21 protein-coding genes are annotated in these 18,069 nt (G+C 65.5%); 16 read left to right on the top strand and 5 right to left on the bottom strand.

Annotated elements, in window-relative coordinates:
- Positions 1 to 97 precede the first annotated feature (97 nt).
- Positions 98 to 1,207 carry a DUF1152 domain-containing protein gene (locus NS1_RS17230; RefSeq protein WP_062985865.1) on the bottom strand — a complete coding sequence of 370 codons (1,110 nt, stop codon included), beginning with the start codon at positions 1,205 to 1,207 and terminating at the stop codon, positions 98 to 100.
- A 103-nt stretch (positions 1,208 to 1,310) separates the two neighbouring features.
- Between NS1_RS17230 and NS1_RS17225 the strand changes: the two genes are divergently transcribed.
- The 5 genes from NS1_RS17225 (at position 1,311) to NS1_RS17205 (ending at position 4,039) form a co-directional block, all read left to right on the top strand.
- Complete coding sequence (locus NS1_RS17225; protein ID WP_062985863.1) at positions 1,311 to 2,069, top strand: GntR family transcriptional regulator; 759 nt, start codon at positions 1,311 to 1,313, stop codon at positions 2,067 to 2,069.
- Between the two features lie 147 nt (positions 2,070 to 2,216).
- Positions 2,217 to 2,429 (top strand): hypothetical protein, encoded by a 213-nt coding sequence (locus tag NS1_RS17220; protein ID WP_062985861.1) that lies wholly within the window; start codon positions 2,217 to 2,219, stop codon positions 2,427 to 2,429.
- The gene (locus NS1_RS17215; protein ID WP_157125259.1) at positions 2,422 to 3,372 is read left to right on the top strand and encodes a hypothetical protein; all 951 of its coding nucleotides are present in this window, start codon (positions 2,422 to 2,424) and stop codon (positions 3,370 to 3,372) included. Before NS1_RS17220 ends, NS1_RS17215 begins: the two co-directional genes overlap by 8 nt.
- On the top strand, positions 3,372 to 3,560 hold the full coding sequence (locus NS1_RS17210; protein WP_062985857.1) for a hypothetical protein: 189 nt from the start codon (positions 3,372 to 3,374) through the stop codon (positions 3,558 to 3,560). The genes NS1_RS17215 and NS1_RS17210 overlap by 1 nt, the downstream gene beginning before the upstream one ends.
- The gene (locus NS1_RS17205) at positions 3,557 to 4,039 is read left to right on the top strand and encodes a hypothetical protein (protein WP_062985855.1); all 483 of its coding nucleotides are present in this window, start codon (positions 3,557 to 3,559) and stop codon (positions 4,037 to 4,039) included. The genes NS1_RS17210 and NS1_RS17205 overlap by 4 nt, the downstream gene beginning before the upstream one ends.
- Positions 4,040 to 4,299: 260 nt before the next feature.
- Here NS1_RS17205 and NS1_RS17200 read toward each other — a convergent pair whose 3' ends face one another.
- Together NS1_RS17200 and NS1_RS17195 are read right to left on the bottom strand one after the other, a co-directional pair.
- Positions 4,300 to 5,214 (bottom strand): phosphotransferase family protein, encoded by a 915-nt coding sequence (locus NS1_RS17200; protein WP_373864341.1) that lies wholly within the window; start codon positions 5,212 to 5,214, stop codon positions 4,300 to 4,302.
- Positions 5,214 to 6,527: a helix-turn-helix domain-containing protein gene (locus tag NS1_RS17195; RefSeq protein ID WP_062985851.1), complete on the bottom strand. Its 1,314-nt coding sequence runs from the start codon at positions 6,525 to 6,527 to the stop codon at positions 5,214 to 5,216. The genes NS1_RS17200 and NS1_RS17195 overlap by 1 nt, the downstream gene beginning before the upstream one ends.
- 261 nt (positions 6,528 to 6,788) lie before the next feature.
- Here NS1_RS17195 and NS1_RS17190 point away from each other — a divergent pair, with 261 nt between their 5' ends.
- The 6 genes from NS1_RS17190 to NS1_RS17160 all read left to right on the top strand — a co-directional run bounded on the left by NS1_RS17190 (position 6,789) and on the right by NS1_RS17160 (position 10,091).
- A complete protein-coding gene (locus tag NS1_RS17190; RefSeq protein WP_157125257.1) occupies positions 6,789 to 7,208 on the top strand; it encodes a DNA-directed RNA polymerase subunit beta in 420 nt (139 codons plus the stop codon).
- The gene (locus NS1_RS17185) at positions 7,198 to 7,632 is read left to right on the top strand and encodes a hypothetical protein (protein WP_062985847.1); all 435 of its coding nucleotides are present in this window, start codon (positions 7,198 to 7,200) and stop codon (positions 7,630 to 7,632) included. Before NS1_RS17190 ends, NS1_RS17185 begins: the two co-directional genes overlap by 11 nt.
- Positions 7,633 to 7,706: 74 nt before the next feature.
- On the top strand, positions 7,707 to 8,147 hold the full coding sequence (locus NS1_RS17180; RefSeq protein WP_062985845.1) for a hypothetical protein: 441 nt from the start codon (positions 7,707 to 7,709) through the stop codon (positions 8,145 to 8,147).
- Between the two features lie 318 nt (positions 8,148 to 8,465).
- On the top strand, positions 8,466 to 8,846 hold the full coding sequence (locus tag NS1_RS17170) for a hypothetical protein (RefSeq protein ID WP_062985841.1): 381 nt from the start codon (positions 8,466 to 8,468) through the stop codon (positions 8,844 to 8,846).
- A 158-nt stretch (positions 8,847 to 9,004) separates the two neighbouring features.
- Positions 9,005 to 9,361 (top strand): hypothetical protein, encoded by a 357-nt coding sequence (locus NS1_RS17165; protein ID WP_157125256.1) that lies wholly within the window; start codon positions 9,005 to 9,007, stop codon positions 9,359 to 9,361.
- Positions 9,362 to 9,503: 142 nt separating this feature from the next.
- On the top strand, positions 9,504 to 10,091 hold the full coding sequence (locus NS1_RS17160; RefSeq protein ID WP_062985838.1) for a GNAT family N-acetyltransferase: 588 nt from the start codon (positions 9,504 to 9,506) through the stop codon (positions 10,089 to 10,091).
- Positions 10,092 to 10,163: 72 nt separating this feature from the next.
- On the opposite strand, the gene NS1_RS17155 is transcribed toward NS1_RS17160, so the two are convergent.
- Positions 10,164 to 10,634, bottom strand: coding sequence for a DUF459 domain-containing protein (locus NS1_RS17155; RefSeq protein WP_062985836.1), 471 nt, complete (start codon positions 10,632 to 10,634; stop codon positions 10,164 to 10,166).
- A gap of 245 nt (positions 10,635 to 10,879) precedes the next feature.
- On the opposite strand from NS1_RS17155, the gene NS1_RS17150 reads away from it, so the two are divergent.
- From NS1_RS17150 to NS1_RS40070, 5 genes are all read left to right on the top strand, one after another.
- Positions 10,880 to 12,160 carry a site-specific integrase gene (locus NS1_RS17150; RefSeq protein ID WP_255284575.1) on the top strand — a complete coding sequence of 427 codons (1,281 nt, stop codon included), beginning with the start codon at positions 10,880 to 10,882 and terminating at the stop codon, positions 12,158 to 12,160.
- A 218-nt stretch (positions 12,161 to 12,378) separates the two neighbouring features.
- Positions 12,379 to 14,052: a hypothetical protein gene (locus NS1_RS17145; RefSeq protein WP_255284574.1), complete on the top strand. Its 1,674-nt coding sequence runs from the start codon at positions 12,379 to 12,381 to the stop codon at positions 14,050 to 14,052.
- Entirely contained in the window at positions 14,049 to 16,199 is a 2,151-nt protein-coding gene (locus NS1_RS17140) for a hypothetical protein (protein ID WP_062985832.1), read from the top strand. The genes NS1_RS17145 and NS1_RS17140 overlap by 4 nt, the downstream gene beginning before the upstream one ends.
- 46 nt (positions 16,200 to 16,245) lie before the next feature.
- A complete protein-coding gene (locus tag NS1_RS17135) occupies positions 16,246 to 16,620 on the top strand; it encodes a hypothetical protein (RefSeq protein ID WP_062985830.1) in 375 nt (124 codons plus the stop codon).
- Positions 16,621 to 17,397: 777 nt separating this feature from the next.
- Positions 17,398 to 17,541, top strand: a complete 144-nt coding sequence (locus NS1_RS40070) for a CBS domain-containing protein (protein ID WP_157125254.1) — start codon at positions 17,398 to 17,400, stop codon at positions 17,539 to 17,541.
- Positions 17,542 to 17,585: 44 nt separating this feature from the next.
- Here the strand turns inward: NS1_RS40070 and NS1_RS17130 are convergent, their stop codons facing one another.
- Complete coding sequence (locus NS1_RS17130; protein WP_157125253.1) at positions 17,586 to 17,906, bottom strand: hypothetical protein; 321 nt, start codon at positions 17,904 to 17,906, stop codon at positions 17,586 to 17,588.
- Positions 17,907 to 18,069 lie beyond the last annotated feature (163 nt).

Below are 18,069 nucleotides of genomic sequence, written 5' to 3'. Positions count from 1 at the left end.
CTCGCCGCGGTCAACGGCCCGCTCCTGCTCGGCCGCCAGAGGCCACGGTAATCGGCGCAGCGTGAGCACGCGGTGTTTCAAATCTGCGCAAGCAGCTTTACCGCCGCAGATCCGAACTCGATGTCAGATAGAGAGGCGGGCGAAAGTTGTTGGGCCGGTGGTGTTCCAGTAGCTGACGCAACGCTAGCGTCGACTGCGAATCAGTCGCCGCGCTGAGCTCCAGAACCCGACGGGTGGTCAATGCATCGATGCCCCGGTTCACTGCGGCTGCCGCATAGAGATCCAGATGGGCGATGGCTTCCGCGCCTGGATGCTGCGGCTGACTGCGGGTATGGAGTCGGCGGCGTTCGATGTCGATGTCGCTGAACCCGCGGAGCCGTCGCACCGCCTGTTCTGCGCTGTCGAGACTGGTTGTGTCGGTCAGGCTCTTCGCGATGGAGTTGCTGGTGAGGCGGGCGGGGTCCACGCGGAATACCGCGGTGCACTGGGAGTCGACGGAGATCGTGGTCTCGCGTTGGGACTCGACTCGTCCCCGCCAACCCGATGCAGCCAGCGCCAGCAAGGCATTCGCCTCCGATGGATGCCAGGCCCAAATACTCTCCAGGCCAACCACTTCCCTGGGACCCAGCGAACTCAGTTCGTGTGCGTCGAGGTCGACAAGCCGCTGATCGAGCTCGGCGACGGTCAGTTCTCCGTCGAGCCCCAACCCAGTGACCAATACATGGGTCGGCAGCGTCGACCTCACCGCTGCGGCCAGCGCCAGCGAATCAGCCAGTGGACTGCGGAGGCCAGGTTCGTCACCGGCCGCCAAGATGTCGCCGCCGGCATCGACCACCACGATCAAGTCGGCGCTGAACACGTCGGCCGCCCTTTGGAGTTGTCGGCTGAGTCCGAATGCGCCGGCCCGAGGATCAGCCAACAGCAGCGGCATTGGGTCCAGGTGGCTTGCGAGCCGTGGGAGGGTGGACTCTCCGCCTGTGGTCAACGTCGCGGTGGACGGAACTTGGTGGAGTCCATCGCCATGGGCGATCAGCCCGTGGAAGTCGTCGGCGCTGCGCGGGCCCGGCAGCGGGTCGACCAGCAGCCGGTCCCATGACCAGCTCATGATCGCCGTGACGGTGATCTCGCTGGATAACGCGCGGGCCAGCATGGTGGCGGTGACAGCGTCGCCACCTCCCCCGGCTGCGAACATCACCGCGGTTCTCATCTATCGCCTGCTGTCCTTCGCCTTGAAAGTGGCTAATGTGGCTAGTGGCCTATGCCTACGATCCGGGACATAGGCTACTTGAACGACCGAGGAGACGAGCCCAGTGTCGAAGATCAAGCAGCAGCCGCCGCCGTACCAGCAGATCGCCAACGATCTGCGCGATCAGATAGTGCGCGGTGACCTGCGTCCGGGCGACAAGATTCCCTCCGAACGGGAACTAGCCAAACACTGGGGAGTCTCGCGCCCGACAGCATCGAGCGCGGTCACCGTTCTCCGCCGCCAGCAACTCGTCGAATCCCGGGTGGGCTCAGGGACGGTCGTTCGCGATGTCTCGGCGGCGCCCCGCGCGCGTGAGCGCTACGACCGCGCGGCAGCGCTCGGCACGATGTACAGCGATGCAGAGACCGTCGAGTTCCCATTCGTCGGAGTGGTGGAAGCGCCCGAAGATGTCGCCCTTGCACTCGGTGTCGAGCCGGGCTCTGCGGTCGTGCGCCGGTGCCGGGTCATCACCAACGAGCACCGTGGACCGATCGAGTTCTCCACGAGCTGGTTTCCGGCCGATCTGGCGGAGAAAGCCCCATCGCTGCTGGTGGCCGAACGCCTCCGCGGCGGGACGCTGCGCTACCTAGCCGAAACCCTCGATCTGCGCGCCAGTTTCGCCCGCGACCAGGTCAGTGCCCGGCTTGCGACCGAGACCGAGTGCGCAGACCTGGAGCTGGATGCAGGCTCGGCGGTGCTGGTGTACTGGCTGGTGGCCTATGGGCCTGGCGAGACGCCTTTACAAGTTGACGAGGCGATCTATCCGCCGGGGACCTGGGCGTTCCGGCAGGAATACCCGATCACCCTCCGACCGAACTCCTGAAAAATTTCCACACTTCTCGCAAGTGGCCTATGCCACTAGCCTTTCAAGTGGCATAGTCCACTAGGAGGCGCCCTGCTGGACGTCTTGTCGGTACCCAGACGCTCCGGAGGGGCCAGTGCGTATGAATCCGATTCCCGGGCGGTCGCGATGACCGCCGTCATGGGCAACAGCCGAAGTGCAGCCCTCAGTCCGGCCGCCGCGAGCGGCCGAATGGCCGAGTGCGCGGCCGATCCGGACCAACTCACCTGGCACTCGGCCCGCGCGCTGTTGCGACGCCACGTTGCCCACGCGTACGGGTGCGTCGCGTTCGTCGCCGCCAGCGCTTATCTCTCGGCGACCGAGGACGGCGACGATGACTGAACCCGTCTATGGCTACATCCAAATTGCCCGGACCGCAGGAGAAATGGCCGCAATCGAGGCCCGGATGCGCGAGGTCGCCGCGATCTACGACACGACCATCGCCAACCGCATCTACTACGAGCGGCCGTCTCCGGTCGGCTACCTGTGGTCGTTGATCGACAAGGCCGCTCGCCACTGCGGCCTGGATCTCGTCGCGCTGATCCGGTCGATCGCGCGGCACAACCGGATCGACCTCCAGCAGATCCTCACGATGCCGCCCCCGAGCGTTGCGCTGTGGCGGCTCATCGCGGCGGTGCGCACGACACCGAACTCGAAGGTCCTGGTCCATTCCCTCGACCACTTCGACGGCCTGGGCATCGAACCCGAAACCGTCGTGCAACTGCTGTCGACCCTCGGCGCACGGGTGATGTGGCTCGACACCGGTGGCCAGGACGCCGGGCACCGATTTCGACACCATCCGGTGGCACCATCCGGCCTGCAGACCGGACTCCTCCTCGAGCACAAGGTCACCCCGTTCGGACTCGCCACCGTCCCCGCACAACACGCGGCCACCGAAGCACTGCGCCGCGCAGAACTCCATGCCTTGATCGAGATCGTCACCACCGTACTGGCCGAGGTCGTCGGCGACGTCGAACAATACTGGCGCGGCAACACCGAAACCCTCTCCGAGCGTGCACTTATCCGGCTGATCGTTCCACCGGGCGCTGCCGTGCTCCTCGTCGAGGTCGAGGAGACCCGCGACATCAGCACGGTGCCGATCAGCGAGGCGCTGCGCGCGGCCTGCGGCGAACACTCCCATTCCCTCACGCGCGAGCCCGCCGCATCCGGAACCGGCACCCTCACCCGCTGCGAACTGGCTCTAGGCCCCAGCCACAGCACACACGACGACCGCCTTGGCGCGGCCGTGCGCCAGTACTACGACATGAGCGTGGGGCAGCGGTGATGGAAGCGACCGAGCTACACCTAGCCGTGGCCTTCGACGGCTTCCCTGTGCTGGATTACCGCGCACCCGCCGCCGCAGCAAGGGAATTCGCTGACGAAGCCAACCGAGCCCGCCTGGCGGTCGTCGTCGTCGACGACCACGTCCACGCCGACCAGAAGACACTTCCCTGCCTAGGACTGTTCCTGTGACCTCGACGGCCCTCGGCACCAACTCGACCACCACGCCGTCCGCGCCCTACGCACTGCTGCCGCCGGCGGCCGACGTCATCGAGTCCTTCCAAGGCGCTGCCGGGTATCACCGCGGTGATCACCTGATCTGCCAGTGGGCAAGCCAGACGATGACCTTGCATCGGCAAGCCGTCATCACCCCGGACCGGCTCCCGGCGATCACCGTCCGCCGCGCCGAGCTGGTCCGTGCGATCGACGACTGGACCGAACTCCACGTCCTCGACGGTCCGCTCGCCGCAGCAGGCCTCCGATCTCCCGGCGAATCCATCGACGCGCTCGCCGCCGCGTACTTGCGCGCCGAGCACCTGTCTCTGCCAGCCGATCACCGAATAGCACCTGCCACCCCGGCCACCGACGCAGAGAAGCGCTCAGCGTGGGCCGAAGTCGATGCCGCAGCGGTCAGTTGGGCCGAGCTTGTCCGAACTGTCAACGGTCGATAGTTCCGCAACCGCTGTCCAACACGCTGCCCCGCCGCCCACGCATCGCGGGACATTTCGGTTTCCGCTCACGCCGACCAGCGAGATCCTCTACGCATCAATGTCCAGCGTCCAGGACCCACATCCCATGTCCCACTGGACAACCGCTGACGTGGTCTCGGCAGTAGCGTCGCTCTCGCTACCCCGGGTGATCACTTTGAGACGGCCGAGCATCCCAGTGGCACGGTGGGCGCCTGTTCCTGCGGGCGCCCACCGACAACAAGTCAGGCGTACTGGCTCCATATTCCGCACTCATCACCGGACAGGATGCCTTCGACCCGCTGCCGAAGCCTCGCGGCATGCTCTGGAGACGCACCAGCGCGACGGAGAGGGCCGCTCACTTGAACGAGGTCACGCATCCGGCGCAGGGCTCGGAAGCCGCGGCCGAATTCGGTGAGGTCGTATCCGTACTCGTCGACGAAAGCCTCAACCCATTCACGGTCGCGACCGAATCGAATGGCTGCGTGCCACGTGGGGATCAAGTCGACTTCGAGGGGACCGATGCTAGCCCAGTCCCAGTCGCCCAGAATCGGATTGAGCGCAGCTCCGGTGTTGTGCCACAGCAGGTTTCCTGCCCAGGCATCGCCGTGGATCATGCCCTCGCCCAGTGGCCAATCGATGCTCGCGATGTCGAGACGAACTTCCTCGACCATTTCGAGCAGTCGTTGACGCTCGCACGCGCGAAGGTGTTCGGAATAGGTCCGCGGATCGGTCAAGGCGGCATGCAGCGACTCCAGAGGTACCCAGCGCGGAAGTTCGATCTGAGTGGGCACAGCGAGGGAATGAAGTCGGCGAAGTAGCCTGCCTAGCTCTCGTGACGTCGGCGCCGGTGCCGCCGTCGGCTGGGCGTAGAAGTTCCAGAAGCTGACATCGTGGTCATCGACGACAAGCGGCTCGGCCTCGGGAAGCGGTGCCGTGGCGCCGAATCCACGCTGGGACAACGTCTCAGTGAGCCCACGAGTTCGCACGGCCCTCGGAAGGTCCGCGGCTCCTGTCGAGATTCGAGCCACCGCTTGGTGTTCGGGCAGGACGAAGACAGCGTTGCTGGAGTGGTGGATGAGGTGCGCGCCGACCGGGCTAAGGCCTCGCGCGGTGCAGGCGGCGTGAAGGGTTGAGTGAAGGTTCGCGGGTGCGGTCATCATCCGATCGGCACCATCACCTCGGCGAACTGCTTTTCCACCTGCTGCACCAGGTCTCGCGATGAATGGGGGGCGAGCTGGCGGCGCACGGTGTTGATCGCGTCGAGTCCACGGCTGCTCACCACCGTGCTGGCGGCGGGTATTGCTTCGATGAGGATCTGCGCGGCGTGGTCGGCGTCGCTGTTGCAGGGGTCGGCCATGTGCGAACTGGCTAAGGCTGATGAGGCGAGGACGTAGCGCCGTTCCATATCGCCAGTGGCGGCCAGGACCAGGGGCGCATGGTGCTGGACAAGGTCGAATTGTCCTGCGTCGCTCGCGACGTACATGGCTTCGGCGGCTAGTTGCTCGACGCCGAAGAACCGGATCCACGCGGGTTCTTCGGCAGGTTGCGCGCGGTCTAGCTGGTGTTCTGCCTCGGCCAAGGCCCGTGCTGCCGCCGCACGGTCACCGGCAAGGGCGTGGGCGCGCGCGAGCAATGCACTGCTGCGCGCAACAGTGGAGGGAGAACCGGACTGCCGTGCAGTACTCACGGCTGTCTCGGCGAGCGTGACCGCGTCGGATCGGCGGCCTGTGTGGTGCGCCTGCATGGCCATGTCGGCGAATATATGTGCCCCGAGCGCCACGTTGCCAGCGGCCCTGGCCAGTACGAGACCCGTGCCGAACCATTTGCGGGCTGCGGTCTGTCGTGCCGTATCGAAAGCCATGAAGCCTGCGAGGTCGGCCAGGCGGGCGCTGACGGTGTGCAATTCGGTTGCGATCGATGCGTCGTATGTGCCGTGTAGTGCGGGAGCGACTGTGCTGCGCAGGAATGCTGTGAGGGTGTCGCGGGCGTAGCCGCCGCCGAGATGTCGATCGGCGGCGGTGAGCGCGTTGCACATCGTCCACATGATGTCGATGTCGGCCTGGCCGATGCGTCGTCTGTTGGTGCCGCTCTGGCCGATGTCGGGGACGTCGCTGGCCTGCCATTCGCGCAGCAGCTCGGGCACCGGCAGCGTGGCCCATGGGTTGTTCGGCAGCAACTCCTCGGCGGCATCGGCGGTGTCGGTGCTTGGATTGGCGGCGGCCTGTTCCATGCGTCGCCACATGCGTTCGAGTGCCCCGCCGGTGTTGAGTGCCGAGTCCATCCGCTGCGCGAATGGCAGGTTGCCGACTCGATCGGCCTTCTCGACCTTGCCGATAAGTGCGCCGCTGTCGGAGGTAATCGCCCCGAGCGCTGCCTGGGAGAGGCCGCGCAAAGTGCGCCAGTGCCGGAGTTCGGCGCCGAACACCTGGTGCGGTGTTTCGACGGTCAGCTGGCGCATCTGCTGTGGCATCGCTTGATCCCCTTTGGGATTCGGTGATCGATGCGGACAGATTTATGTCCGCATCGAAGCTCTACGGCCAGCGTAGAGCGCCCCGCAGACTGATTTGAAGCGACGAGCCGAAAAGTTACCCGGATCGGATAACGCGAAGCACGAATTTCGCGGCGTCGCTGCCGAATCGACTGAAGTAAGGGGGCTCCGATGGACCATCAAGTACAGACCAGCGCCGCCGAGCAGAGTTCCCGGTTCTACCGCCTGACATGCGGAATGCCGGTGGCACTGGACTCGGCAACGGAACGGATCTTGCTGACGACCGGTCGGATCGTGGGCATCACGATGCCGGGCGATCGAGGCCAAGCCGTCGCCAACGACATGAAAGACCACGGCTTTGCCCTCGGTCCGATCGTGGGCAATCAGCGATCAGGCCGATGGACGTTTCTCGTACGAGCCGATCTGCCCAATGAGGACGTCCCGCCGCTTTTCACTGAACTGTTCCGGCTCAATGTCTCGGTGGTGCGCAACGGAGCGGAAATCGCGCTTCCTGCATCACGGCTCGACCAATTTCGGCATTGGGTCGAAGAACCGCGCGACACATTCAGACCCTCGGGATTAGTGGTCGTAGATTCCGTCCGTCGAACCACCAAACGTGGCGACACGTCTCCGAATTCCGGCGGTGTACACAATGTCAGCTGACCACAGCGCTGGTGTACTACCGGACTGGCACGAGCTCCACATCGCCGCCGTGGGCGGCGGCGCCGCACTCGAACATCCGCTCACTCGACTGGCTCGCGCGCTGGCGAAACTTCACCGCAAGCGGTGGCCTTCGCGAAAACAGGCGGTCGCGGCACGACGGCGTCGCGTCTTGGTCGACGCTATCGATCTGTGGGTGGCGGCAAATGTCGGTGTAGCCGTCGCGGAGACCGCCTCGGTGGGCGCGCTCATCGACGAACTGACTCGCGCCGGCGCCTGCGCGCGCCGGTTGCTGGCTACGACAGATCCGGCAGGGGATGCAGTCCACGCAGCATGGACAGCAGTCGCCGTACTAGCCGATGAGTGGTCTGACCTGGTCACCCACACACCGATCCACTACGAACGCTTCAACGCTGGGACTCGATGATGACCCGATCCGACACGCGCCCAATTCTGCCGAGCCCGAAAACAGTTCTGGAAGCCCTCGCAACTCCACATGCTGTGCTCCCCCATCGGCACCCCGAGTTGATCATCGCCCTGCAGCAGTTGCACGCCCAGCATCGTGCCTACCGTGCTGCCGCGACAGACCTTGCTACCGAGGGCCTACCACCGGCGGTGCTGACCGTCGCCGCCGCGACAGTCACCGCGGTCGCCTCTGATGTCGAGCACACCATCTTCCAGATCGACTGTGAGATAGCTCGGCGGATCGAGTCCGGCAGCGTCGCGGTCGGTTCGTCCGCCCCCCACCACACAGAATCCGTCGGTGCAGTCCTCTCGCGCGTGGTTCTGCTGTGGATCGAGATCGACACGCACCGTGATGGAACCACCGAACTACCCGAAGCACTCGAACTTTTCCAACTGCTCGGCGCCTACGACGCCCTGCGCGAAGAAGTCGCAACTGGAGCGCGTCGACTACCTACGCCTCGTCGCCCGCTGTCCTGAACCTCCCCGATCCCAGTTCCCAAGCCTGTTGCGCGCCAACGCAGCTCGCTTCTCCCCAACCACCCAACGACGAGATTCGACAGTCCACATGATCCGAAAGTTTGCACTCTGGGCATCGCTGACCGTTGCCGTCGCCGCAGGCGTCCTCCTGACCTCCGCGTCTATACATCGGCGCTGGAGCGCCGACTTTGATGCGCTGACGGAGTTCGCTGAGCACGGCCGTGTGATGCCGCCGGCGGGTGACACCCTGACCTGGGCCAGAATTCCGCTGGCACTGACACCGTCGGTGTCGGTGAGTTCGGTTAGAAGCGCCGCCTCATGAGGGCGATAGCGATTGTCCGCCAGGATTTCTCGGGCCAGGGCGTCCAGGCCGAGGTGGACAGCGTGCGCGCCTTGGCACGACGGATGAAGCTGGACCTGTCTGCCCGCGACACCCACGTCGTGACCGACCTGGTCGTCTTGCTGGCCCATCTGAACTCCACCAGGACTGATGTGGTTCTGGTGCCGTCGGAGCGACACCTGCGGGGCTGGATGGACACCGTGCGACGAACGGTCGAAGTCTGGACGGTGGATCCGCCGTTGTGCTGGCCGCGTGGGGGCGGTCGGCCGCACTCCATCATCCGGCCCGATCGACATCTGCAGGACGCTGTTCACCAGCGGATGCGTAGCGGAACGCGCGGCGAACGGCGCGTTCGATGAATCTCACGGTCGGCCGAGCAAACCTCTCCGGACTGCCTGACTCGGTCCTCCTCGAACACGCGTGCCGGGGACTGCCGATGGTCTGCACTGGTGTCGCAACGTGTGATTCGGCGATCGAGCTGGCCTCGGAATTGACTGAGCTGCACCGCGATCGGCTGATGCTAATCAACGTCGCCGGGGTCGATCAGCGACGGCGGATGTGCGCATTAGCGCTGGACGCACTCGCCTTGGCCACGCTTCCGAAGCCTCGAATGGCCGCACCGGCGTATGCGGAATCGGTCGGCGGGATCGTCGATCGACTGGCGAGCTGGTGCCTGCTCCTGGGGGACCGGACTCCCATCCGGCCGAGCAGCAGCGAACTCGCGCTCGCCAGCGAGCAGGTGAATGAACTAGGTCGTGCCTACGACCTCCTACTCGAACAGGCCACCGAGGGTGCTTGGCGGATCCCCACCACAACGACCCTCACGCCATCGGTGCTGACCGGACCAGACCTGATCCACCGCAGATCACGCTGAATGGGTGCAGCCGCCCTTCCCTACCCCGAACCCGGTGGCCGGACCTCCAAACAATCGGAAGCCCGCGCCCGCAATCCGCGGTTGACCAAGACGAAGTAACCGGTCGCCGATATCTCGTTGCCGACGGGCCTAGATTCGACTCATGACCTGGGAAATCCGACGTGTCCAGACCGGTGACGGTGAGCGGTTGCGCGCGGTCCGGTTGGCTGCCCTACGCGAGTACCCGAGTGCCTTCGGCGAGACCGCCGAGCAGGCAGCAACACTTCACCCGGCGGACTGGGAAGCGCGCATTGCACGCAGCTGCGCGCCCGGCCGCCAGATTCTTGCCGTGGCCACCGATAGCGAACAGGGCGAGTTTGTGGGGATGCTGGGCGGCTTCATCGACTCCGAACGTGACCGGCCAGAGCTTCTGGTACCGGTGCCTGATGGTGCCCGATGGGCGATGGTCTGGGGTGCGTATGTCCGGCGCCGTGCGCGCGGCTCGGGCCTGGCTGATCAGCTGCTTGCGACCGTTCACCGCTGGGCAGTCGATGAGGCGCGAGTCGATTGGATCGGCCTCGATGTCGTAGAGACCAACACCCGCGCCGTGCGGTTTTACCAGCGCAACGGCTATACCCGGACGGCGCAGCGCCGACCCTACGCGAACAACTCCGCGCTAACTGAGGTCGTGATGATGCGGCGGCTCGATCCGGGCTCGGTGCAATCGAGCGAACTTCTGGCCGACCGGTGACACCACCGACAATGGGGCACAACGGGTCTGCGACATAGGCGCCGCGCCTATCCAGGACACTTCGGGCGTTCTTTAGTCGGCGAGGTTGTCAGATGCCGCGCCGTCGTGGTCGCGGGTGATGAGCAGGTCCGCGAGCAGGCGGCGTTCGGCGATGTAGTCGGCGACGGTCCTACGCAGCAACTCGTCGCCGTGTTCGGATAGGTGGACCCCGTCGCTCCACACACTCACAGCACCGGGAGCAGGCGCGGCCGGATTGTTCGGGTGCCACCCGTAACAGGTTGCGGCGTCGACGATCTGGTCCCACAAGTCGATGTAGTGTGCGCCAGCGAACTCCGCGGAGCGGCGGGCGGCGGCGTTGTATGTGAGCAGTTCGGTATTGGCAGCGGGGACGTTGATGCCTGGTTCCCAGCCCATCGGCGGTTCCCCGATCACCAGGACCTGACGTGCCCGCTCACCGAGCAGTGCCAGCAGGGTGGCCAGGTTCGCCTCGTATTCGTCGAGGTCAACGGCTTCACTGAGTCGGCCTTGGTGGTGGCGCCACACGATCTATAGCCCCGCGGTCTCTGTTATCTGTTGTAGTGGTTGCCGTGAGCGCCGTAGAGGTGGGAGTCGCCCGGAGTCGTGCCGACGTGTGGCGGGTGTATCGGTATGAGCTGCAACGCCATTGGGGTCCATTGCCGGATCTAGTCGCTGGCTTGGTGCCGGATCTGGATTCGTGGGTGGCTGCGAATGGGGGACGGGAGGGCGTGCGATTTCTACTCGGTCCGGACGGCTTCCCGGATCTCCGGGTGAACGCCTTCTTCGCATCGGCCAAGATGCGCAATCGGTCGGAGCTGACCAACCGCGATTATGCCCGCGGTGTCTGCCTGTGGCTCAACTTCCTCACCGTCCACGGGCGGCACTGGTGGGAGGCGTGCGAAGACGACGTCGAGGAATTTCAGTTCTGGCGAATGACTGATCCAGCGAACGCTGGACGGGTCCAGGCCACCACGTTCTCCAAGGATCTGGCAGCCTGCAAGAAGTTCCACAAGTGGGCCGCGACCCGCTATCAGGTGACCGACCCGTTCGCTGACGCCGAGCCGCCACGTGCGAAAAGACATGCGTCGGTGAAGTGGTTGGATCCGGCCGGCTTCGCTCGCTGGCGCGACCTCGGCTTGCGCGGATACGACCTGACAGCGGCGGCTGATCCGGCGTGGAAAGGTCGAAACGAACAACGCAACGCTGCCTTTGCAGACGGCCTGCTCGGCACCGGTCTACGCCTGTCGGAGTGGGCCAGCGTGATCGTTCCGGAACTGCCCCAGAACACCGCTGGCCGTGCGTATTTCACCTGCCGACTCGCCGACAGCTGCGGCAAGGGCGGCTACGGCCACAAGTACTGGATGCCCCGCAACATCCTCACCGCCACTCTCGCCTACATCGAGGGGGCACGCGCCAGAGCGATCCGGCGCGCCCAGGCAGCGGGTCGCTATGACACGATCCTCGCACGCCAGATCGTGACAGTCGACACGACGCGGGGCGGATCCGTCCGATCGACTGACAGGACCGTACAGGCGAACCGGACGGCGTTCAACGACCTCGGCCCCGCTGCCCGACGTCGACTGTTCGTCGAAACCGGGCACGGCATAGCGCCACTTTCGTTATGGCTTAACGAAGATGGGCTCCCCAGGGACGCTCACGGCTGGCACCACACCTTCACCGACGCCAATGAGCGGATCCACGCGATGGGGTTGGGTGGGTTCACGTGTTCGCCGCATATGGCCAGGCACTCGTTCGCGCTTCGGTGGTATTCGATTGGCAAGCTCGCCACCGCCGGCCGTCTCCACGACCTGACCGAGGACGAAGCTCGCGATTTTCGCGAACAGTTCGGCGACACATGGCATTTGGTGCAAACCATGCTTGGTCATCGATCGGTGGAGACCACGAAAAACGTGTACCTGGAACCGTTTCGCTCGCTCGATGTCGAACTGCTCCTCGCACACGCGGAAGGGTTCCCGATCAGCAAATTCATGGCCGAGGTATTCGCCAGCCATCCTCGGGTGCGCACCGACCCACTGGCGGTGAATCGATGAATCGACGCGGGCGCCACGCGGCGCTGCCATCCATTGAGGTTCCCAGGACCGAGCGCGGCATCTTGGCAAGCGAGGACGGGTTGATGGTCCGCGCTTATGCCCAAGACGGCGGTCATCGCGACTTCGGCTTTGGTGACCTGCCGGTGTCGGGTGAGATTCAAGCAGGGTTTGCGGCAGCGTTCGCCAAGCGGGTGGCACCGGGCCAGGGACTGACATCGATGAGCCCCATGATCGCCAGCTTCCGAGCGATTGTCCGGTTCGCTCAGCATCTGTCCATGGTGACCCATCCGCCGATCCGGATACGGGACATCGCGCCGGTCCACATCGACGGGTACCGAATGTCCCTGACGATCGGGACCGCCGGGCAGGAACTGGGCATCCTCAAGCAGACGCTACGCCGGGCCGAAGGCATCAGCGACGAGCTCGCGGGCAAGCTCAAGGAACGCAATCCGCGTCGCGCCGACCCCGCGGTCGCCAAGTGCAGTTACAGCCGCGACGAGTTGCGCCGGATCGCCGACAGCGCCCGGTCCGACCTACGGGCGGCGACGGTGAGAATACGTGGTAACCGGGAGCTGCTGCGTCAGTTCCGGGCCGGTGATGTTGCGCCGCAACAACTTCGCCGATCCCAGCTGCTGGACTGGGTGGACCGGCATGGGGATGTGCCCCGGCGCATCAACGGTGACGGGAAGGAAGTTGTCCGCGAGTGGGTCACCCACAACTTCGGGCGAACCGACGACGTGGTGTGCTGGCTACACCTGTCGACGAAGGAGTGTCTGGCAGCGGCGATTCTGCTGACCGCGATGACCGGCCAAAACCCCAGTGTCATCCTCGGTACTCCGGCCGCGCACCATCGCGCCGACGGCCACACCGGCTCAACGGCGACCGCGATCGTTTCCGCGGTCAAACCGCGCCGAGGGTCTCTCGCACACATGAGCATCGCGCTCAGCGAGGTCCCCGACTGGATCAGCGTCCCCGAGAACCCCGGTGAGTTGTCGACCCGCGACAGGCTGCACACCCCCTTCGGGGTCTATGTGCTGCTGCACGAGTTGACCGCCCGCACTCGCGAGATGATCGACACCGACCGACTGCTGGTCCGATGGGCCAGCAAGGCGGGCAGCACGATTCAAGGACAGCCCCGGTCCGGTCGCTCGTTCCGGCCGCTCACTGCCAACGCCCAGCAGATCCAGCAATGGGCGACACAGCACGACCTGATCGCGGATTCCCCCCGACCCGATGCCGAGCCCAGTCGGCTGCATCTGACGCTGGAGCTGATACGCCTGACCTACCTGGAACTGCACCAGAAGCCGGTCGCACATACCGAGCAGACGCTGGCCACCGACTATCTCGCTCGCAATCGCGGCAATCTGCGCGAATACCAGCGCGTAGTGGCGGCGGCGCTGACCGAAGAAGTGGCCAAGGCCCGAACGCGGGGCGTGATGGCCACCCTGTCGGCAGCCCAGATCGAGGCAGCACGCATCGACCCGGAATCGGTCGCTGCCCTTCACGGTGTGAATGCCCGAACTCTCGAGCGCATGATCGGCGGCCGGCTCGATACCGTGCTGGCTGCCTGCGCAGACAATACGAACAGTCCACACTCGCCTGCCGGGCAGCCGTGCCGGGCCTCGTTCATGTTGTGCTTGGAATGTCCCTGTGCACGGGCGCTGCCCCGGCACCTGCCCGTGCAGGTTCTCGTCCACGATCACCTGACCGCACGCCGCAGTGAGATCACACCGCTGCGGTGGACTCAGCGCTTCGCCCGCCCCCACGCCCAACTCTCGGACCTGCTCGCCCAGCACGACAGCGCCGCAATCGCCACCGCGCGCGCCGCCGTCACCGACGCCGAGCGCGACCTGGTGAGCCGATTCCTGAGCAGAGAGCTCGATCTGCGATGACCACACACAATCCGCTGCCACTGACCGACACCAATGTGGCGCACCCGGAGCCATCCACGCTGGTGCTGATGTCGCGTCCGCTGCGGCCAGGAACGAACACCGACCGACTGTCGCGATTCGGGCAGGACCGATGGGACATCGACCCGGCGATCTTCGAGGACCATTTCTGCGCGCACAGCATCAACTTCGCGACGATCCCGCCGCCCTTGCGACACGAGGTGAAAATCTACTTCTGGCAGCTGCTCAACCACACCGGTGCCGCGCGGCTGCGAGGCGGGAACTCACGACCGTCGGTGCGCACGGTCATGGCAGCGCTCGGCCTGCTGCGGCCACTTCTTGCTTGGATGAACGAGCGAAGCCTGACCAGCTTCGGACAGGTCACCAACCCGATGCTCGACGACTATCTGCTTGCCCTCGCCGAGGAGCCGATTCGACTGCAAATGAAGTACCAGCGGTTGATGGAAGTCAAACGGTTGTGGTCCTACCGCACCGCTCTACCGGAGGATATGCGGTTGCCGTCCTCGCCGCCGTGGGATGGTGAGGAATCGTTCGAGATCTTCGGTCGCACAGTCAATTACATCGAGAACCGGACGCCGAGGATCGCCGAACTCACGATGCAGCATCTGTTGTGGTGGGCGATCCGGTTCGTCGATGATTTCGCCGCCGACATCCTCGCCGCGTATTCCGAGCATCTGACGCTGCACGCGCAAGAACCCCAGGAACGAGCCCGTACCGGACGCAGCGCTCGCCCGCCGCACGGCGATGTTCCCCGCCGGTTGGACGACTACGCCGCTCGGTTGCGGAACCACGGTGGATGCCTGCCGGGGACACTCGACGACAACGGCGACACAGTCGTGGACTGGCACCATATCGGTCTGATCATCGGCGCGGTCGGCGATACCCTGGGCAGGACCGCCGCTGGGCGCAGGGTCCTCGAGTTGGGGCTCGAGGTGTCCGACCAGGCCGACCTCGATACGCCGATCACCGCGCTACTCGACGGTCAGCCGTGGCGAGACCGCCCGATCAGCTATCACGAGGCACCGAAAATGGCGCGGCTGTTGAGCACCGCGTGCTTCGTCGTGATCGCCTACCTTTCGGGTGCCCGACCGGGCGAGGTCTTGAATCTGCAGCGCGGATGCCTGGAATACGACGCGGCGAATGATCTGTGGCTGATGCAGGGACTGTATTTCAAGAACGCCGTAGACACCGACGGCAACAAGTTGCCGGCAGGGCAGCAGCGCCGCGTTCCCTGGGTGGTCATCGACATCGTCGCCCGCGCGATCGGGGTACTCGAACAGTTGCACCCGCAGCCTCTGCTGTTCCCGACGTGGCTGCAACCCGATCGGCGGACGCACAATCTCAAACGCCAAGGCAAGGCCCGCACCTCGACCACCATTGCCCGTGACATCACCCGGTTCGTCACCTGGGTCAACGACGAATGCCGCCGCGGCGGCCGAACCGATGCGATACCTGAGGACCCGAGCGGAGGGTTGAACGCCTCACGATTCCGCAGAACATTGGCGTGGTTCATCCGCCGACGCCCCCGCGGCCTGATCGCCGCGTCGATTCAGTATGGGCACGCGCATACCCGAATGTTGCAGGGATACGCAGGAACCTACGAATCCGGGTTCCCCGACGACTATGCCTTCGAGGACTGGCTGTACCGGCTGGAGAATATCGCCGACGATCACCGCGCGCTCGATGACGGCGAGCACGTCAGCGGTCCGGCCGCCGACGCGTATCGTCAGCGCGTCACCGCTGCGGACGGCCAGTTCGCCGGACACGTACTGACCAACATTCGCCAAACCCGCGACCTGCTCGGAAACCCGCTGCTGCAAATCCACCATGGCGACGGCATGACCTGTGTATTCGACCCCGCACACGCCGCCTGCCAGATCCGCGGCACCGCCGGTGATCCGCTGGTCACTCCCGATCTCGACGACTGCCGACCCAAATGCCGCAACATCGCCCGCACCGACCGGGACATCGCAGTGATCCGCGCCCGCCACGACGCGCTCACCACCATGGTCTCCGATCCGCTGGCTCCACCGATCCGCCACGAACGCGAACGATACGAATTGCACCGTCTGGCAACGATTCTCGACATCCACGAACGACCGCCACGAGAGAGGAGCGCAGGTGTCTGAATCCGTATCCGAACCTCACGCGACCCGGGCAGCGATCATCGCGGCAATGGATCGCCTGCTCGCCGGCATTCCGCTCCGCGCTACCGGACGGCTCAGCGTGTCCCAACTGGCGATCGAAGCCGGCGTCAAACGCTGGCAGTTGACGCACCGGCACCTCGATCTGAAGGAGCAGTTCCAGGCCAGGGTGAAAGCCACCGTGTCCCAACCAGCGGTGAGCTGCCGATGCGGCAGCGACGTTCCTCGCCTTCGCGCCGAGCGCGCTGCCTTGCTCAAGCAGGTCGCGGACCTGGAACAACGACTCCAGTTGTACGCGACAGTGATCAACACGCTCGCCTGCGAGAATGCAGCCTTCACTGGACATTCCACCAACGGCGCGCAGATTCTCACCTTCCGCCGCCCGGACACCTTCCCCGAGCTCTAGAAGCTGGGGTTGCTTGTGAAGGATTCCACTTGCCCGGGGCCGGGACCGGAGAGCTGGACTCGCTCACTGTTCACCGCCGAGCTGCTCGCACAGCAAGCCTGGCAGGCAGCAACGGCGCGGGTGGTGGCGCTGGAGATCGACCAGAGCATCTTGCTGCGCGCATCGCGTAGCGGCGATCGAAGGGCTGCTCATTCTGCGCTGCTAGACCGGAGTGCGGCTGGTGTTGGTCTACCACGGCTGCCCTCCCACCTTGGTGGCCGTGTCCTGCCGCCGGAGGTGGTGCGCCAGGTCACCCGATGTCACCGCCGTCCTGCTCGGCTCGCTCATCACCGCGGCCGTGGCAGCGCTTCTGATCAAGCGCCGCAACGGCATCTACCGCCGCCTGTGGGAGGCGGAGACACGCGACGAGGACGCCGACGGCATCCCCGACATCTATCAACAGGCCCAGAGGAAGCCCGCCATGCGCGCACGGAAATCTCGCCGCGCCTTATCCCTCCGTGACCACGGGCGAGAGGGCGATCGACGCGGCCTGGATGCTGGCCGACCAGTCGTTGGTTGTCCCGCTGGTCCTCGATGCCGACGGGCGGCCATACGCCATCGCGCCCAGCTCCCAGCTGCTCCGGGAGCTCCTCCCCGCTTACAGCGCCGAAGACCCGGTGCTGGCCGGTGTCGTGACCGAGGCCCACGATGGCGAACTCGCCGCGCGTCTGGCCGGGCGGACCGTGGGCTCCCCGGCGCTGGTATCCGCTGCCTGTTGTCGGGGCCAACGCGCGCCCCATGGAGGTTGCGATTCTGATGGCCGGCACCCACAGCCCCCTGGTCGCCGTCGTCGAACCCGACAGCAACGGCGTGAAGCTGAAGCTGCTCGGTGCCATCACCGCCGCCCGCCTCATGCGGCACTTCATCACGGCGGCATTATGAACGGCGCGCCGGGGCAGTGCTGCCTCACTGGCAATCAACCGCAATCAGGGGTTCCGGCACTGCGCGGTCGGTGCGCTGCCGCTGAGGATCCGAGAGACCGCGCTCACCGTGATCCCGCGCCCGCCCATGGCTGCGGTCGCCCGCAGTCGCGCGGCCAGCGTGTCGGCGCGGTCGATGCGCTGGGCCTGGCGCCACGCCAGCAGTCGCGCGTTCAGGCTGGCACGCGCCGGAGGTGTCAGCACCGCCACGATCAGAACTCCGCGGTCGGGTACCAGGCCCGCCACTACCCGGGCATCGACATCTTCCACACCGGGATCGGTGACATCCAGCGCCAGCACGACCGGGGAATCGACGGCAGCAGCCACGACGGCCCCCTTCGGATGGCAGCGCACCGGCGCTGCGGTAGTGGGCATCGGGGGCGCCACCACGGTCGAGGGGTGTGGGCGACCGCCCCCGATACAGGGAATTGTAAACTTACGAATTCTATTTCGCCAATTAGGTTGCGTGTAATCGCCCTGTCGGGGCAGG

This window comes from Nocardia salmonicida NBRC 13393 (assembly GCF_001613085.1).
Taxonomy (GTDB): Bacteria; Actinomycetota; Actinomycetes; order Mycobacteriales; family Mycobacteriaceae; genus Nocardia; species Nocardia salmonicida.
This window is presented reverse-complemented; position numbering and strand designations above follow the sequence as displayed.

Bases quoted from the DNA above. Each gene is read 5' to 3' on its own strand.
- NS1_RS17230 (WP_062985865.1), bottom strand. From the start codon at position 1,207: ATGAGAACCGCGGTGATGTTCGCAGCCGGGGGAGGTGGCGACGCTGTC.
- NS1_RS17220 (WP_062985861.1), top strand. From the start codon at position 2,217: ATGACCGCCGTCATGGGCAACAGCCGAAGTGCAGCCCTCAGTCCGGCC.
- NS1_RS17215 (WP_157125259.1), top strand. From the start codon at position 2,422: ATGACTGAACCCGTCTATGGCTACATCCAAATTGCCCGGACCGCAGGA.
- NS1_RS17210 (WP_062985857.1), top strand. From the start codon at position 3,372: ATGGAAGCGACCGAGCTACACCTAGCCGTGGCCTTCGACGGCTTCCCT.
- NS1_RS17200 (WP_373864341.1), bottom strand. From the start codon at position 5,214: ATGACCGCACCCGCGAACCTTCACTCAACCCTTCACGCCGCCTGCACC.
- NS1_RS17195 (WP_062985851.1), bottom strand. From the start codon at position 6,527: ATGCCACAGCAGATGCGCCAGCTGACCGTCGAAACACCGCACCAGGTG.
- NS1_RS17185 (WP_062985847.1), top strand. From the start codon at position 7,198: ATGTCAGCTGACCACAGCGCTGGTGTACTACCGGACTGGCACGAGCTC.
- NS1_RS17170 (WP_062985841.1), top strand. From the start codon at position 8,466: ATGAGGGCGATAGCGATTGTCCGCCAGGATTTCTCGGGCCAGGGCGTC.
- NS1_RS17165 (WP_157125256.1), top strand. From the start codon at position 9,005: ATGCTAATCAACGTCGCCGGGGTCGATCAGCGACGGCGGATGTGCGCA.
- NS1_RS17160 (WP_062985838.1), top strand. From the start codon at position 9,504: ATGACCTGGGAAATCCGACGTGTCCAGACCGGTGACGGTGAGCGGTTG.
- NS1_RS17145 (WP_255284574.1), top strand. From the start codon at position 12,379: ATGAGCCCCATGATCGCCAGCTTCCGAGCGATTGTCCGGTTCGCTCAG.
- NS1_RS17140 (WP_062985832.1), top strand. From the start codon at position 14,049: ATGACCACACACAATCCGCTGCCACTGACCGACACCAATGTGGCGCAC.
- NS1_RS17135 (WP_062985830.1), top strand. From the start codon at position 16,246: ATGGATCGCCTGCTCGCCGGCATTCCGCTCCGCGCTACCGGACGGCTC.
- NS1_RS40070 (WP_157125254.1), top strand. From the start codon at position 17,398: ATGGAGGTTGCGATTCTGATGGCCGGCACCCACAGCCCCCTGGTCGCC.